Genomic DNA, 15,684 nt, shown 5'->3' with positions numbered 1-15,684 from the left:
CCCACCGACAGCCCCGGAGTTATCCACAGGTTCGCCCCCGCCCTCGCCCTCGCCTCCGCCCCCGCCCTCACTCCCGCCTGGCCCCGCCCCCGCGGTGAACACGACGGCCCGGCACCCGGTCGCGGGTGCCGGGCCGTCGCCCCGGAGCGAGCGCAGCGTCAGCGCACGAACACGCTCGCGTGGTTCGCCAGGTCCAGGAAGTACTGCGGGGCCACACCGAGGACCAGCGTCGCCGCCACGCCGATGCCGATCGTCGCCATCGTCAGGGGTGAGGGCACGGCCACGGTCGGGCCCTCCGGCTTCGGCTCGCTGAAGAACATCAGCACGATCACCCGGATGTAGAAGAACGCGGCGATCGCCGAGGAGATCACACCGACCACGACCAGCGGGGCCGCGCCGCCGTCCGCCGCCGCCTTGAACACGGCGAACTTCCCGGCGAAGCCGGAGGTCAGCGGGATGCCGGCGAAGGCCAGCAGGAACACCGCGAAGACCGCCGCCACCAGCGGGGAGCGGCGCCCGAGCCCCGCCCACTTGGACAGGTGGGTCGCCTCGCCGCCCGCGTCGCGCACCAGCGTGACCACGGCGAAGGCGCCGATCGTCACGAAGGAGTAGCCGGCCAGGTAGAACAGGACCGAGGAGACGCCGTCCTTCGACGTGGCGATGACACCCGCGAGGATGAACCCGGCGTGCGCGATGGACGAGTACGCCAGCAGCCGCTTGATGTCGGTCTGCGTGATCGCGAGGATCGCGCCGCCCAGCATGGTGATGATCGCGACGGCCCACATGACCGGCCGCCAGTCCCAGCGCATCCCGGGCAGGACGACGTACAGCAGGCGCAGCAGCGCGCCGAACGCCGCGACCTTCGTCGCCGCCGCCATGAAGCCGGTCACCGGGGTCGGCGCGCCCTGGTAGACGTCGGGCGTCCACATGTGGAACGGGACCGCGGCCACCTTGAACAGCAGGCCCATCACGATCAGGGCCGCGCCGATGAGCAGCAGTGCGTCGTTGCCCATCGTGTTCGCGAGCGCCGGGTCGACGTCGGTGACCGAGCCGTCGACGACCTGCGCGATGCGCGCGTACGACACCGAGCCCGCGTAGCCGTACAGCAGGGCGATGCCGAACAGCGTGAACGCCGAGGCGAACGCGCCGAGCAGGAAGTACTTGACCGCGGCCTCCTGCGACATCAGCCGCTTGCGGCGGGCCAGCGCGCACAGCAGGTACAGCGGGAGGGAGAAGACCTCCAGGGCCACGAAGAGGGTCAGCAGGTCGTTGGCCGACGTGAAGACCAGCATGCCGGAGACCGCGAAGAGGAGGAGCGGGAAGGCCTCGGTGGTGGTGAAGCCCGCCTTCACCGCCGCCTTCTCGCTGTCGCTGCCCGGCACGGACGCGGCCTGCGCGGCGAAGGAGTCCACCCGGTTGCCGTGGGCCTGCGGGTCAAGGCGCCGTTCGGCGAAGGTGAACAGGCCGACGAGACCGGCCAGCAGGATCGTGCCCTGCAGGAACAGGGACGGTCCGTCGACCGCGATCGCGCCCATCGCCGCGATGTGCGCCTTCGTGGTGCCGTACCCGCCGGCCGCGAGGGCGACGACCGCGGCGAACGCGGCGCACAGCGCGACGACGGAGACGAGGACCTGCGCGTAGTAGCGGGACCTGCGCGGGACGAAGGCCTCGACGAGCACCCCGACCAGCGCCGCGCCGACGACGATCAGGGTCGGCGACAACTGCCCGTATTCGATCTTCGGTGCCGGGATCTTCGAGATCGGCTCGGCCGCGGTTGTCCACAGGCTGTGGACGGCTGTTGCGCTCACTTGGCCGCCTCCACCGAGGGCTTGGGGTCGGTCTTGTGTACATCGGACATGGTCTGCTTGACCGCCGGATTGACGATGTCCGTGACGGGCTTCGGGTAGACGCCCAGGAAGATCAGCAGCACGATCAGCGGGGCGACGACCAGCAGTTCACGCGGACGCAGGTCGGGCATCGCGGAGACCTCCGGCTTCACCGGGCCCGTCATCGTCCGCTGGTACAGGACGAGGGTGTAGAGCGCGGCGAGGACGATGCCGAAGGTGGCGACGATGCCGATCGCCGGGTAGCGCGTGAACGTGCCGACCAGCACCAGGAACTCGCTCACGAACGGCGCGAGGCCGGGCAGCGAGAGGGTGGCGAGGCCGCCGATCAGGAACGTGCCGGCGAGCACCGGGGCGACCTTCTGCACACCGCCGTAGTCGGCGATGAGCCGCGAGCCGCGCCGGGAGATCAGGAAGCCGGCGACCAGCATCAGCGCGGCCGTGGAGATGCCGTGGTTGACCATGTAGAGCGTGGCGCCGGACTGGCCCTGGCTGGTCATCGCGAAGATGCCCATGATGATGAAGCCGAAGTGGGAGATCGACGCGTAGGCCACCAGGCGCTTGATGTCGCGCTGGCCGACGGCGAGCAGTGCGCCGTAGACGATGCTGATCAGCGCCAGGACGAGGATCGCGGGCGTCGCCCACTTCGAGGCTTCCGGGAACAGCTGGAGGCAGAAGCGGAGCATCGCGAAGGTGCCCACCTTGTCGACGACCGCGGTGATGAGGACGGCGACCGGGGTGGTGGCCTCCTGCATGGCGTTGGGCAGCCAGGTGTGCAGCGGCCACAGCGGCGCCTTCACCGCGAAGGCGAAGAAGAAGCCGAGGAACAGCCAGCGTTCGGTGTCCGTCGCCATGTGCAGCGTGCCGCTCGCGCGGGCCTGCGCGATCTCCTGGAGGCTGAAGTTCCCGGCGACCACGTAGAGGCCGATCACCGCGGCCAGCATGATCAGGCCGCCGACCAGGTTGTAGAGGAGGAACTTCACGGCCGCGTACGACCGTTGCGTGGCGGCCGCCTGCTCGCCGTGCTCGTGGGCACGGTCCCCGAAACCGCCGATGAGGAAGTACATCGGGATGAGCATGGCTTCGAAGAAGATGTAGAAGACGAAGACGTCGGTGGCCTCGAAGGAGATGAGCACCATCGCCTCGACGGCCAGGATCAGGGCGAAGAAGCCCTGGGTGGGCCGCCACCGCTTGCTGCCCGTCTCCAGCGGGTCGGCGTCGTGCCAGCCCGCGAGGACGATGAACGGGATCAGCAGGGCGGTCAGCGCGACCAGCGCCACCCCGATGCCGTCGACGCCCAGTTCGTAACGGACCCCGAAGTCCCTGATCCAGGCGTGGGATTCGGTGAGCTGGTACCGGGCGCCGTCCGGGTCGAAGCGGACCAGGACGACGACCGCCAGGGCGAGGGTCGCGAGCGAGACCAGCAGCGCCAGCCATTTGGCGGCGGTGCGCTGCCTGGCCGGTACGGCGGCCGTGGCGATGGCCCCGATGGCCGGGAGCGCCGCCGTCGCTGTCAGCAGAGGAAAGGACATCGGTATCAGACCGCCCTCATCAGCAGGGTCGCGGCGACCAGGAGTGCGGCACCGCCGAACATCGAGACCGCGTAGGAGCGGGCGAAGCCGTTCTGGATCCGGCGCAGCCGCCCGGACAGGCCGCCGATGCCCGCCGCGGTGCCGTTGACGACACCGTCGACCAGGGTGTGGTCCACGTAGACCAGGGAGCGCGTGAGGTGCTCGCCGCCGCGCACCAGGACCACGTGGTTGAAGTCGTCCTGGAGCAGGTCGCGCCGGGCGGCCCGGGTGAGCAGGGAGCCGCGCGGGGCGACGGCGGGGACCGGCCCCCGCCCGTACATGGCGTAGGCGAGGCCGACGCCGACGACCAGGCAGACCAGCGTCGCACCGGTGACGGTCATGGCGCTGACCGGGGAGTTCCCCTCGCTGTGCCCGGTGATGGGCTCCAGCCAGTTGACGAAGCGGTCGCCGAGGTGGAAGAAGAAGCCCGCGCCGACCGACCCGACGGCGAGCACGATCATCGGGATCGTCATGACGTTCGGGGACTCGTGCGGGTGCGGCTCGTGGCCTTCGGCGTCGGGCTGCCAGCGCTTGTCGCCGAAGAAGGTCATCAGCATCACGCGCGTCATGTAGAACGCGGTGATGGCCGCGCCCAGCAGGGCCACGCCGCCGAGGATCCAGCCCTGGGTGCCGCCCTTCGCGAAGGCCGCCTCGATGATGGCGTCCTTGGAGTAGAAGCCGGACAGGAACGGGAAGCCGATGATGGCGAGGTAGCCGAGGCCGAACGTGACGAACGTGATCGGCATGTACTTCCTGAGGCCACCGTAGTGGCGCATGTCCACCTCGTCGTTCATGCCGTGCATGACCGAACCGGCGCCGAGGAAGAGCCCGGCCTTGAAGAAGCCGTGCGTGACCAGGTGCATGATCGCGAAGACGTAGCCGATCGGGCCGAGGCCCGCCGCCAGCACCATGTAGCCGATCTGCGACATGGTCGAGCCGGCCAGCGCCTTCTTGATGTCGTCCTTCGCGCAACCGACGATCGCACCGAACAGGAGCGTGACGGCGCCGACGACGGTGACGGCGAGCTGCGCGTCGGGGGCCGCGTTGAAGATCGCGGCGGAGCGGACGATCAGGTAGACGCCCGCGGTCACCATGGTCGCGGCGTGGATCAGGGCCGAGACCGGGGTCGGGCCCTCCATGGCGTCCCCGAGCCAGGACTGCAGCGGCACCTGGGCCGACTTGCCGCACGCGGCGAGCAGCAGCATCAGGCCGATCGCGGTGAGCCTGCCCTCGGAGGCGCCGCCGGTGTGGGTGAGGACGGGGCCGAAGGCGAAGCTGCCGAAGGTGGTGAACATCAGCATGATCGCGATCGACAGGCCCATGTCGCCGACACGGTTGACCAGGAAGGCCTTCTTCGCGGCCGTCGCGGCGCTGGGCTTGTGCTGCCAGAAGCCGATCAGCAGGTAGGAGGCGAGTCCGACGCCCTCCCAGCCGACGTACAGCAGCAGGTAGTTGTCGGCGAGGACGAGCAGGAGCATCGCCGCGAGGAACAGGTTCAGATAGCCGAAGAAGCGGCGGCGGCGCTCGTCGTGCTCCATGTACCCGACCGAGTACAGGTGGATCAGCGAGCCGACGCCGGTGATCAGCAGGACGAACGTCATCGACAGCTGGTCCAGGCGGAAGGTGACGTCCGCCTGGAAGCCGCCGACCGGGATCCAGGTCCACAGGTGCTGGGTCAGAGTGCGGTGTTCGGCGTCCTTGCCGAGCAGGTCGGCGAAGAGGATCAGGCCGACCACGAAGGAGGCGGCCGACAGCAGGGTGCCGATCCAGTGGCCGACGGCGTCCAGGCGCCGGCCGCCGACCAGGAGGACGGCCGCTCCGAGCAGGGGCGCCGCGACGAGCAGCGCGATCAGGTTGTCCACGATTCTTCCGACCCCTTACAGCTTCATCAGGCTGGCGTCGTCGACCGAGGCCGAGTGGCGGGTGCGGAACAGCGACACGATGATCGCGAGACCCACCACGACCTCCGCGGCGGCGACGACCATCGTGAAGAAGGCGACGATCTGGCCGTCGAGATTGCCGTGCATCCGGGAGAAGACGACGAACGCGAGGTTGCAGGCGTTGAGCATCAGCTCGATGCACATGAACACGACGATCGCGTTGCGCCGGATCAGCACCCCGCTCGCGCCGACGGTGAACAGCAGAGCGGCGAGATAGAGGTAGTTGACGGGGTTCACTTCGACGCCTCCTCGGGCCGCTTGAACGTCGTCGGCTCGATCTCGGTCCGCTCCAGACGTTCCTCGGAACGCTGCTCCAGGGCCCGCAGGTCGTTCAGCGCCTCCGTGGACACGTCACGGATCTGGCCGCGCTCGCGCAGCGTCTTGTTGACGGTCAGCTCGGACGGGGTGCCGTCGGGCAGCAGGCCGGCGATGTCCACGGCGTTGTGCCGGGCGTAGACACCCGGGGCGGGCAGCGGCGGGAGGTGCTTGCCGTCGCGGACGCGCTGCTCGGCCAGCTCGCGCTGGGTCTTCGGGCGTTCCGTGCGCTCGCGGTGGGTGAGCACCATGGCGCCGACGGCCGCCGTGATCAGCAGGGCGCCGGTGATCTCGAAGGCGAACACGTACTTCGTGAAGAGGAGGGACGCGAGGCCCTCCACGTTGCCGCCCGCGTTCGCCTGTCCCGTGCCGTTGAACTCCTTCAGGGAGGCGTTCGCGATGCCCGCGAAGAGCAGGACGCCGAAGCCGACCCCGCACAGCAGGGCCAGCCAGCGCTGGCCCTTGATGGTCTCCTTCAGCGAGTCCGCGGCCGTGACGCCGACGAGCATCACCACGAACAGGAACAGCATCATGATCGCGCCGGTGTAGACGACGATCTGCACGATGCCCAGGAAGTAGGCGCCGTTGGCGAGGTAGAAGACCGCCAGGACGATCATGGTCCCGGCGAGGCTGAGCGCGCTGTGCACGGCCTTCTTCATGAAGACGGTACCCAGGGCGCCGATCACCGCGACCGTGCCGAGGACCCAGAACTGGAAGGCCTCACCGGTGGAGGTGGTGTAGGCCGCGAGCTGCGCGCTCATGCCTCCACCTCCTGGTCTTCCGCCGCGCCCGAAGGGCCTGCCGGTTGAGGCTGTTCGCCGTTGGACACGGCCACCTGCCGTACGGTCCCGGGCGCGGCCTCCGTCACCAGGCCCCGGTAGTAGTCCTGTTCGTCGGCTCCGGGGAAGATCGAGTGGGGCGTGTCGACCATGCCCTCCTCAAGACCGGCGAGCAGCTGCTCCTTGGTGTAGATGAGGTTGGCGCGGCTGGAGTCGGCCAGTTCGAACTCGTTGGTCATCGTCAGCGCGCGCGTGGGGCACGCCTCGATGCACAGGCCGCACAGGATGCAGCGGGCGTAGTTGATCTGGTAGACGCGGCCGTAGCGCTCGCCCGGCGAGTAGCGCTCCTCGTCGGTGTTGTCGGCGCCCTCGACGTAGATGGCGTCGGCGGGGCAGGCCCAGGCGCACAGCTCGCAGCCGACGCACTTCTCCAGGCCGTCCGGATGGCGGTTGAGCTGGTGCCGTCCGTGGAACCGCGGAGCCGTGGTCTTCTTCTGCTCCGGGTACTGCTCGGTCAGCCGCTTCTTGAACATGGCCTTGAAGGTCACGCCGAAGCCGGCCACCGGGTTCAGGAAGCCGGGCTTCGTCTGCCCGGCCTCCGTAGGCTCCTCAGCCATCGGACGCCTCCTTTCCATCCGAAGATCCGTCACTGACAGTGTCCGACCCTCCACTGACAATCAGCTCCCGCTCGCGGTGCGGGCGGCGCCTCGGCACCGGCGGCAGCTCCTGTCCGGGCAGTGGCGGCACGGGGAATCCGCCCGCCATCGGGTCGAATCCGGGCTGCGGTCCGGCGGCCTCCTCGGCCGCCTTCCCCTTGTCGCGGAACATGTCGGCGACGAAGGAGATCAGCAGCAGGGCGAGGACGCCGCCGCCGACGTAAAGCGCGATGTCGGCGAAGTCGTAGTTCGCGTTGCGCAGGGCCCGGACCGTCGCGACGAGCATCAGCCAGGTCACGGAGACCGGGATGAGGACCTTCCAGCCGAGCTTCATCAGCTGGTCGTAGCGGACGCGGGGCAGCGTGCCGCGCAGCCAGATGAAGCCGAACAGCAGCAGTTGCACCTTGATGACGAACCAGAGCATCGGCCACCAGCCGTGGTTCGCACCCTCCCAGAAGGTGCTGATGGGCCAGGGGGCGCGCCAGCCGCCGAGGAACAGCGTGGTCGCGACCGCCGAGACCGTCACCATGTTCACGTACTCGGCGAGCATGAACATCGCGAACTTGATGGACGAGTACTCGGTGTTGAAGCCGCCGACCAGGTCTCCCTCGGACTCCGGCATGTCGAAGGGGGCGCGGTTGGTCTCGCCGACCATCGTGACGATGTAGAGGATGAAGGAGACCGGCAGCAGCAGGATGTACCAGCGGTCGTGCTGCTGCTCGACGATCGTGGACGTCGACATCGACCCCGAGTACAGGAACACGGAGGCGAACGCGGCGCCCATCGCGATCTCGTAGGAGATCATCTGCGCGCAGGAGCGCAGACCGCCGAGGAGCGGGTAGGTGGATCCGGAGCTCCAGCCCGCCAGCACGATGCCGTAGATGCCGACGGAGGCGACCGCGAGGATGTAGAGCATCGCGATCGGCAGGTCGGTGAGCTGCATCGTGGTGCGGGTGCCGAAGATGGAGATCTCGTTGTCGGCCGGGCCGAAGGGGATCACCGCGATCGCCATGAAGGCCGGGATGGCCGCGACGATCGGCGCCAGGACGTAGACCGCCTTGTCGGCGCGCTTGACGATGAGGTCTTCCTTGAGCATCAGCTTCACGCCGTCGGCGAGCGACTGGAGCATGCCCCAGGGGCCGTGCCGGTTGGGGCCGATGCGCAGCTGCATCCAGGCGACGACCTTGCGCTCCCACACGATGGAGAACAGCACGGTCACCATCAGGAAGGCGAAGCAGAACACCGCCTTGACGACGACCAGCCACCAGGGGTCGCGGCCGAACATCGAGAGGTCTTCAGCGGCGAGGTACGGGCTCATGCCTCCACCTCCTTGGGGGCCTCTTCGGCGAGGGTCGCCGGGCCGATGCGGACGAGGGAGCCGGGCTGTGCGCCGGTGTCGGAGGCGACGCCCCGGCCGGCGGAGTTCAGCGGGAGCCAGACCACCCGGTCGGGCATCTCGGTGACCTGGAGCGGGAATTCGGTGGTGCCGGCCGGGCCGGTGACGGCGAGGAGATCGCCGTCCTTGACGCCCGCCTCGGCGGCCGTGGCGGGCGACACGCGCGCGCGTGCGGCGTGCCGGGTGCCGGCGAGCGCCTCGTCGCCCTCCTGGAGGACGCCCTGGTCGAGCAGCAGCCGGTGCCCGGCGAGCACGGCCTCGCCCGCGGCGGGCCGGGGCAGCGCGCCCCCGGACTCGACGGGCTCGGTGGCCCTCAAGCCGCCCCAGGAGCCGAGCCGGTCGATCTCCGCGCGCGTGGTGCGCAGGTCCGGCAGGCCCAGGTGGACGTCCATGGCGTCGGCCAGCATCTGCAGCACGCGCCCGTCGGTCGGGGCGAGGCGGCGGGTCATCTGCTCGGGCTTGAGGGCGGCGTCGAAGAGGCGCACCCTGCCCTCCCAGTTGAGGAAGGTGCCGGCCTTCTCGGCGACCGCGGCGACCGGCAGGACGACGTCGGCGTGCTCGGTGACCTCGCTGGGCCGCAGCTCAAGGGAGACCAGGAAGCCCACGCTGTCGAGCGCCTCACGCGCGCGTGCCGGGTCGGGCAGGTCGGCGACCTCCACACCGGCGACCACCAGGGCGGACAGCTCGCCGGTGGCGGCGGCCTCGACGATCTGGTGGGTGTCGCGGCCGTAGCGCCCCGGGAGTTCGGCGAGCCCCCAGGCCGCGGCGACCTCCTCCCGCGCGCGGGGGTCGGTGGCGGGCCGGCCGCCCGGCAGCAGCGACGCCAGCGCGCCGGTCTCGATCGCGCCGCGCTCCCCCGCCCGGCGCGGGATCCACACCAGCCGGGCGCCGGTCGCGGTGGCGGCGCGGACGGCGGCGGTGAGGCCGCCGGCGACCCCGGCGAGCCGCTCCCCGACGACGATCACGGCGCCCTCGGCCCGCAGGGCCTCGGCGGCCTTCGTGCCGGGCTCCTCCAGGCCGAAGCCGCTCGCGAGGGCGTCCAGCCACTCGGTCTCGGTGCCGGGCGCGGCCGGCAGCAGGGTGCCGCCCGCCTTCCGCAGGCCCCGGGTGGCGTGCGTGGCGACCGAGAACACCTGCTGCTTGTGCCCCCGCCAGGCCTTGCGCAGCCGCAGGAAGACGCCGGGCGCCTCCTCCTCGGACTCGAACCCGACGAGGAGGACGGCCGGTGCGTTCTCCAGGGAGGTGTACGTGACGCCCGTACCGTCGAGGTCGTGTCCGCGGCCGGCCACCTGGGAGGCCAGGAAGTCGGTCTCCTCGGCGCTGTGCACGCGCGCGCGGAAGTCGATGTCGTTGGTGTCGAGGGCCACGCGCGCGAACTTGCTGTACGCGTACGCGTCCTCGACGGTGAGCCGGCCGCCGGTGAGGACACCGGCGCGGGAGCGGGCGGCGGTCAGTCCGCGCGCGGCCGCTTCCAGGGCCTCCGGCCAGGAGGCGGGCTCCAGGACGCCATCGGCGCCCCGGACCAGCGGGGTGTCGAGGCGGTCCTTCGTCTGCGCGTAGCGGAACGCGAAGCGTCCCTTGTCGCAGATCCACTCCTCGTTGACCTCGGGGTCGTTCGCCGCGAGCCGCCGCATGACCTTGCCGCGCCGGTGGTCGGTGCGGGTCGCGCAGCCGCCCGCGCAGTGCTCGCACACCGACGGTGAGGAGATCAGGTCGAAGGGGCGGGAGCGGAAACGGTAGGCCGCCGAGGTCAGCGCGCCGACCGGGCAGATCTGGATGGTGTTGCCGGAGAAGTACGACTCGAACGGGTCGCCCTCGCCGGTGCCGACCTGCTGGAGCGCGCCCCGCTCCACCAGCTCGATCATCGGGTCGCCCGCGATCTGGTTGGAGAAGCGGGTGCATCGGGCGCACAGCACGCAGCGCTCGCGGTCCAGCAGCACCTGGGTGGAGATCGGGACCGGCTTCTCGTAGGTCCGCTTGCGGCCCTCGAAGCGGGATTCGGCGTTGCCGTGCGACATGGCCTGGTTCTGCAGCGGGCACTCGCCGCCCTTGTCGCAGACCGGGCAGTCCAGCGGGTGGTTGATGAGCAGCAGCTCCATCACCCCGTGCTGGGCCTTCTCGGCGACCGGCGAGGTGAGCTGGGTCTTCACGACCATGCCGTCGGTGCACGTGATGGTGCAGGACGCCATCGGCTTGCGCTGGCCCTCGACCTCGACGATGCACTGGCGGCAGGCGCCGACGGGGTCGAGGAGCGGATGGTCGCAGAACCGGGGGATCTCGACGCCGACCTGCTCGGCGGCACGGATGACCAGGGTGCCCTTGGGCACGCTGATCTCGATGCCGTCGATCGTCAGCGTGACGAGGTCCTCCGGCGGGACCGCCGCCTCTCCCCCTCCGGTGGGGGCGCTGGTGGTCACGGTCATGCGTTCACCTCCGGGCGGTCCGCCCAGGCCGTCGACTTGGCCGGGTCGAAGGGGCAGCCCCGGCCGGTGATGTGCTGCTCGTACTCCTCGCGGAAGTACTTCAGCGAGGAGAAGATCGGGGATGCGGCGCCGTCACCGAGGGCGCAGAAGGACTTGCCGTTGATGTTGTCGGCGATGTCGTTGAGCTTGTCGAGGTCGGACATGGCGCCCTTGCCGGCCTCGATGTCGCGCAGCAACTGCACGAGCCAGTACGTGCCTTCGCGGCAGGGCGTGCACTTGCCGCAGGACTCGTGGGCGTAGAACTCGGTCCAGCGGGTCACCGCCCGCACCACGCAGGTCGTCTCGTCGAAGCACTGCAGGGCCTTGGTGCCGAGCATGGATCCGGCGGCGCCCACACCCTCGTAGTCGAGCGGGACGTCGAGGTGCTCGTCGGTGAACATCGGCGTGGAGGAGCCGCCCGGCGTCCAGAACTTCAGCCGGTGTCCGGGGCGCATCCCGCCGCTCATGTCGAGGAGCTGGCGCAGCGTGATGCCGAGCGGTGCCTCGTACTGGCCGGGGCTCGCGACGTGGCCGCTGAGCGAGTAGAGCGTGAAGCCGGGCGACTTCTCGCTGCCCATCGCCCTGAACCATTCTTTGCCATTTCGCAAAATAGCGGGAACCGACGCGATCGACTCGACGTTGTTCACCACAGTGGGGCAGGCATACAGGCCTTCCACCGCAGGGAAAGGGGGACGGAGCCGCGGTTGACCACGGCGGCCTTCGAGCGAGTCGAGCAGTGCGGTCTCCTCACCGCAGATGTACGCGCCGGCGCCGGCGTGCACGGTGAGTTCGAGGTCGAGTCCGCTGCCCAGGATGTTCTCGCCGAGGTAGCCCGCCGCGTAGGCCTCGCGCACGGCCTCGTGCAACCGCCGCAGAACGGGGACGACTTCACCACGCAGATAGATGAAGGCATGCGACGACCTGATGGCATAGCACGCGATCACCATGCCCTCGATGAGGCTATGTGGGTTCGCGAAGAGGAGCGGGATGTCCTTGCAGGTGCCCGGCTCCGATTCGTCGGCGTTGACAACTAGATAGTGCGGTTTTCCATCACCCTGGGGAATGAACTGCCATTTCATTCCCGTCGGGAATCCCGCGCCGCCGCGCCCCCGCAGACCTGATTCCTTGACGTAGGCGATCAGGTCGTCAGGCGACATGGCGAGCGCCTTGTGGAGCCCCTCGTACCCCTCGTGCCTCCGGTAGACGTCCAAGGACCAGGACCGGTCCTCGTCCCAGAAGGCCGACAGCACGGGTGCGAGCAGCTTCTCGGGGCTGGTGTCCTTCAGTTCGGGTACCACCGTCATCACTCCCCCTCCTCTTCTGCCGGGGTCGCGGGCGGCGCGTCCTGGGGTTCCTGGGTCCGCGGATGGACCACGCGCGCGGGTGCGGCCTCTCCCCTTGCCAGGCGAAGGCCCACCAGCGAGGCGGGTCCCGCGCTGCCGCTCTCCTCGACGGCCCCGGGCCGCTCGTCGGGGAAGCCGGCCAGGATCCGGGCGGTCTCCTTGAAGGTGCACAGGCGCGCCCCTCGCGTCGGCTCGACGGGGCGTCCCGCGCGGAGGTCGTCGACGAGGTGCTTGGCGCTGGCGGGGGTCTGGTTGTCGAAGAACTCCCAGTTGACCATCACGACCGGCGCGAAGTCGCAGGCCGCGTTGCACTCGATGTGCTCCAGGGTGACCTTCCCGTCGTCGGTGGTCTCGCCGTTGCCGACGCCCAGGTGTTCCTGGAGGGTCTCGAAGATCTCGTCGCCGCCCATCACCGCGCACAGCGTGTTGGTGCACACGCCCACCTGGTAGTCACCGGACGGCCTGCGCCGGTACATGGAGTAGAAGGTGGCGACGGCGGTGACCTCGGCGGTGGTCAGGTCGAGCACGTCCGCGCAGAACTTCATTCCGGTGCGCGTGACGTGGCCCTCCTGCGACTGCACGAGGTGGAGCAGGGGCAGCAGGGCGGACCGGGAGTCCGGGTAGCGGGCGATGATCTCGCGCGCGTCCGCCTCCAGCCGGGCCCGGACGTCGTCCGGGTACGCGGGCGCGGGCAGTTCGGGCATGCCCAGGCTGACGCCCCGCTCCGAAGAAGAGGTGGTCACCGGTCGACGCCTCCCATCACGGGGTCGATGGACGCCACGGCGACGATCACGTCGGCGACCTGGCCGCCCTCGCACATCGCCGCCATGGCCTGCAGGTTGGTGAAGGACGGGTCGCGGAAGTGGACCCGGTAGGGGCGGGTGCCGCCGTCGGACACGACGTGCACCCCGAGCTCGCCCTTGGGCGACTCGACAGCCGTGTACGCCTGTCCCGGCGGGACCCGGAAGCCCTCGGTGACCAGCTTGAAGTGGTGGATCAGGGCCTCCATGGAGGTGCCCATGATCTTCTTGATGTGGTCGAGGGAGTTGCCCAGTCCGTCCGGTCCCAGGGCGAGCTGGGCGGGCCAGGCGATCTTCTTGTCGGCGACCATGACCGGGCCGGGCTGGAGCCGGTCCAGGCACTGCTCGACGATCCTGAGGGACTGGCGCATCTCCTCCAGGCGGACGAGGAAGCGGCCGTAGGAGTCGCAGGTGTCTGCGGTCGGGACGTCGAAGTCGTACGTCTCGTAGTCGCAGTACGGCTGGGCCTTGCGCAGGTCGTGCGGGAGGCCGGCGGAGCGCAGGATCGGGCCGGTGGCGCCGAGGGCCATGCAGCCGGCCAGGTCGAGATAGCCGATGTCCTGCATGCGGGCCTTGAAGATGGGGTTCCCGGTGGCGAGCTTGTCGTACTCCGGGAGGTTCTTCTTCATCTTCTTCACGAACTCGCGGATCTGGTCCACCGCGCCGGGCGGCAGGTCCTGGGCGAGTCCGCCGGGCCGGATGTACGCGTGGTTCATGCGCAGGCCGGTGACCAGCTCGTAGATGTCGAGAATCATTTCACGATCACGGAATCCGTAGATCATGATCGTGGTGGCGCCCAGCTCCATGCCGCCGGTGGCGATGCACACCAGGTGGGAGGACATCCGGTTCAGCTCCATCAGGAGGACCCGGATGATCTTGGCGCGTTCGGTGATCTCGTCCTCGATGCCGAGGAGCTTCTCGACGCCGAGGCAGTAGGCGGTCTCGTTGAAGAAGGACGTCAGGTAGTCCATGCGCGTCACGAACGTGGTGCCCTGCGTCCACGTGCGGTACTCGAGGTTCTTCTCGATGCCCGTGTGGAGGTAGCCGATGCCGCAGCGGGCCTCGGTGACCGTCTCGCCCTCGATCTCCAGGATGAGGCGGAGCACTCCATGGGTGGACGGGTGCTGGGGACCCATGTTGACGACGATGCGCTCGTCGTCGGCGCGGGCCGCCGACTGGACGACCTCGTCCCAGTCGCCGCCGGTGACCGTGTAGACGGTGCCCTCGGTGGTCTCGCGTGCGGATGCTGACTGTGTGCTCACGAGTACGACCTCCGCTGGTCCGGAGCCGGGATCTGGGCGCCCTTGTACTCGACGGGGATGCCGCCGAGGGGGTAGTCCTTGCGCTGCGGGTGGCCCTGCCAGTCGTCCGGCATCATGATCCGGGTCAGGGCCGGGTGACCGTCGAAGACGATCCCGAAGAAGTCGTAGGTCTCGCGCTCGTGCCAGTCGTTGGTCGGGTAGACGGAGACCAGGGACGGGATGTGCCGGTCGCTGTCGGGCGCGCTCACTTCGAGGCGGACCAGCCGGTTGTGGGTGATCGAGCGCAGGTGGTAGACGGCGTGCAGCTCGCGGCCCTTGTCGTTCGGGTAGTGGACGCCGCTGACGCCGGTGCACAGCTCGAAGCGCAGGGCGGGGTCGTCCCGCAGGGTCTGTGCGACGCGGAGCAGGTGCTCGCGCTCGATGTGGAAGGTGATCTCGCCGCGGTCGACGACCGTCTTCTCGATGGCGTTGCCGGGCAGGAGTCCCTGTTCCTCCAGGGCGCCCTCCAGCTCGTCGGCGACCTCGTCGAACCAGCCGCCGTAGGGCCTGTTCGCGGGGCCCGGGAGCCGGACCGAGCGGACCAGGCCGCCGTAGCCGGAGGTGTCGCCGCCGTTGTCGGCGCCGAACATGCCGCGCTGGACGCGGATCTCCTCGCCGCCCTGGCCGCGCTGGCCGGGGAGGTTGGAGGCGGAGAGGTCCTTCTCGGGGTTCACCCCGTTCGCGGACCCGTTCGCGCCGTTGGTGCCGTTCGCGTCGCTCACCGCAGCAGCCCCTTCATCTCGATGGTGGGCAGGGCCTTGAGCGCCGCCTCCTCCGCCTCGCGGGCCGCCTCCTCGGCGTTGACGCCGAGCTTGGAGGTCTGGATCTTCTGGTGGAGCTTGAGGATCGCGTCCATCAGCATCTCGGGCCGGGGCGGGCAGCCGGGCAGATAGATGTCGACGGGGACGATGTGGTCGACGCCCTGGACGATCGCGTAGTTGTTGAACATGCCGCCCGAGGAGGCGCAGACGCCCATGGAGATCACCCATTTCGGGCTGGGCATCTGGTCGTAGACCTGGCGCAGCACCGGTGCCATCTTCTGGCTGACCCGGCCGGCGACGATCATGAGGTCGGCCTGGCGCGGTGAGCCGCGGAAGACCTCCATGCCGAAGCGGGCGAGGTCGTAGCGTCCGGCGCCGGTGGTCATCATCTCGATGGCGCAGCAGGCCAGGCCGAAGGTGGCCGGGAAGACGGACGCCTTGCGCACCCAGCCCGCGGCCTGCTCGACGGTGGTCAGCAGGAAACCGCTCGGCAGTTTTTCTTCGAGTCCCATGTCG

Annotated in this window: 13 protein-coding genes; all 13 read right to left on the bottom strand. The window is 69.6% G+C overall.

Going from position 1 to position 15,684, the window contains the following annotated elements; genetic code table 11:
• Window positions 1-158: 158 nt before the first annotated feature.
• From nuoN to ACGFYV_RS07325, 13 genes are read right to left on the bottom strand one after another with little or no spacing between them, the layout of a single operon-like run.
• Window positions 159-1,808 (bottom strand): NADH-quinone oxidoreductase subunit NuoN, encoded by a 1,650-nt coding sequence (gene nuoN / locus ACGFYV_RS07385; RefSeq protein WP_393877404.1) that lies wholly within the window; start codon window positions 1,806-1,808, stop codon window positions 159-161.
• A complete protein-coding gene (locus ACGFYV_RS07380; protein ID WP_393877403.1) occupies window positions 1,805-3,376 on the bottom strand; it encodes an NADH-quinone oxidoreductase subunit M in 1,572 nt (523 codons plus the stop codon). The genes nuoN and ACGFYV_RS07380 overlap by 4 nt, the downstream gene beginning before the upstream one ends.
• A 5-nt stretch (window positions 3,377-3,381) precedes the next feature.
• The gene (gene nuoL, locus ACGFYV_RS07375; RefSeq protein ID WP_393877402.1) at window positions 3,382-5,277 is read right to left on the bottom strand and encodes an NADH-quinone oxidoreductase subunit L; all 1,896 of its coding nucleotides are present in this window, start codon (window positions 5,275-5,277) and stop codon (window positions 3,382-3,384) included.
• A 15-nt stretch (window positions 5,278-5,292) separates the two neighbouring features.
• Entirely contained in the window at window positions 5,293-5,592 is a 300-nt protein-coding gene (gene nuoK / locus ACGFYV_RS07370) for an NADH-quinone oxidoreductase subunit NuoK (RefSeq protein ID WP_393877401.1), read from the bottom strand.
• A complete protein-coding gene (locus tag ACGFYV_RS07365) occupies window positions 5,589-6,431 on the bottom strand; it encodes an NADH-quinone oxidoreductase subunit J (protein ID WP_393877400.1) in 843 nt (280 codons plus the stop codon). Before ACGFYV_RS07365 ends, nuoK begins: the two co-directional genes overlap by 4 nt.
• Complete coding sequence (gene nuoI / locus ACGFYV_RS07360; RefSeq protein ID WP_393877399.1) at window positions 6,428-7,066, bottom strand: NADH-quinone oxidoreductase subunit NuoI; 639 nt, start codon at window positions 7,064-7,066, stop codon at window positions 6,428-6,430. The genes ACGFYV_RS07365 and nuoI overlap by 4 nt, the downstream gene beginning before the upstream one ends.
• Window positions 7,059-8,423, bottom strand: a complete 1,365-nt coding sequence (nuoH, locus tag ACGFYV_RS07355; RefSeq protein WP_393877398.1) for an NADH-quinone oxidoreductase subunit NuoH — start codon at window positions 8,421-8,423, stop codon at window positions 7,059-7,061. Before nuoH ends, nuoI begins: the two co-directional genes overlap by 8 nt.
• Window positions 8,420-10,924, bottom strand: a complete 2,505-nt coding sequence (locus ACGFYV_RS07350; protein WP_393877397.1) for an NADH-quinone oxidoreductase subunit G — start codon at window positions 10,922-10,924, stop codon at window positions 8,420-8,422. Before ACGFYV_RS07350 ends, nuoH begins: the two co-directional genes overlap by 4 nt.
• The gene (nuoF, locus tag ACGFYV_RS07345) at window positions 10,921-12,267 is read right to left on the bottom strand and encodes an NADH-quinone oxidoreductase subunit NuoF (protein WP_393877396.1); all 1,347 of its coding nucleotides are present in this window, start codon (window positions 12,265-12,267) and stop codon (window positions 10,921-10,923) included. Before nuoF ends, ACGFYV_RS07350 begins: the two co-directional genes overlap by 4 nt.
• The gene (nuoE, locus tag ACGFYV_RS07340; protein WP_393877395.1) at window positions 12,267-13,049 is read right to left on the bottom strand and encodes an NADH-quinone oxidoreductase subunit NuoE; all 783 of its coding nucleotides are present in this window, start codon (window positions 13,047-13,049) and stop codon (window positions 12,267-12,269) included. Before nuoE ends, nuoF begins: the two co-directional genes overlap by 1 nt.
• Window positions 13,046-14,368 carry an NADH-quinone oxidoreductase subunit D gene (locus ACGFYV_RS07335; protein ID WP_393877394.1) on the bottom strand — a complete coding sequence of 441 codons (1,323 nt, stop codon included), beginning with the start codon at window positions 14,366-14,368 and terminating at the stop codon, window positions 13,046-13,048. Before ACGFYV_RS07335 ends, nuoE begins: the two co-directional genes overlap by 4 nt.
• Window positions 14,365-15,129, bottom strand: a complete 765-nt coding sequence (locus ACGFYV_RS07330) for an NADH-quinone oxidoreductase subunit C (RefSeq protein WP_393877393.1) — start codon at window positions 15,127-15,129, stop codon at window positions 14,365-14,367. The genes ACGFYV_RS07335 and ACGFYV_RS07330 overlap by 4 nt, the downstream gene beginning before the upstream one ends.
• Window positions 15,126-15,680 (bottom strand): NuoB/complex I 20 kDa subunit family protein, encoded by a 555-nt coding sequence (locus ACGFYV_RS07325; RefSeq protein ID WP_393877392.1) that lies wholly within the window; start codon window positions 15,678-15,680, stop codon window positions 15,126-15,128. The genes ACGFYV_RS07330 and ACGFYV_RS07325 overlap by 4 nt, the downstream gene beginning before the upstream one ends.
• Window positions 15,681-15,684 lie beyond the last annotated feature (4 nt).

The sequence above is a fragment of the Streptomyces sp. NPDC048297 genome, assembly GCF_043201585.1.
Lineage (GTDB): Bacteria > Actinomycetota > Actinomycetes > Streptomycetales > Streptomycetaceae > Streptomyces.
The sequence above is the reverse complement of the archived record's forward strand: the minus strand, read 5'-3'. Positions and strand labels throughout refer to the sequence as shown.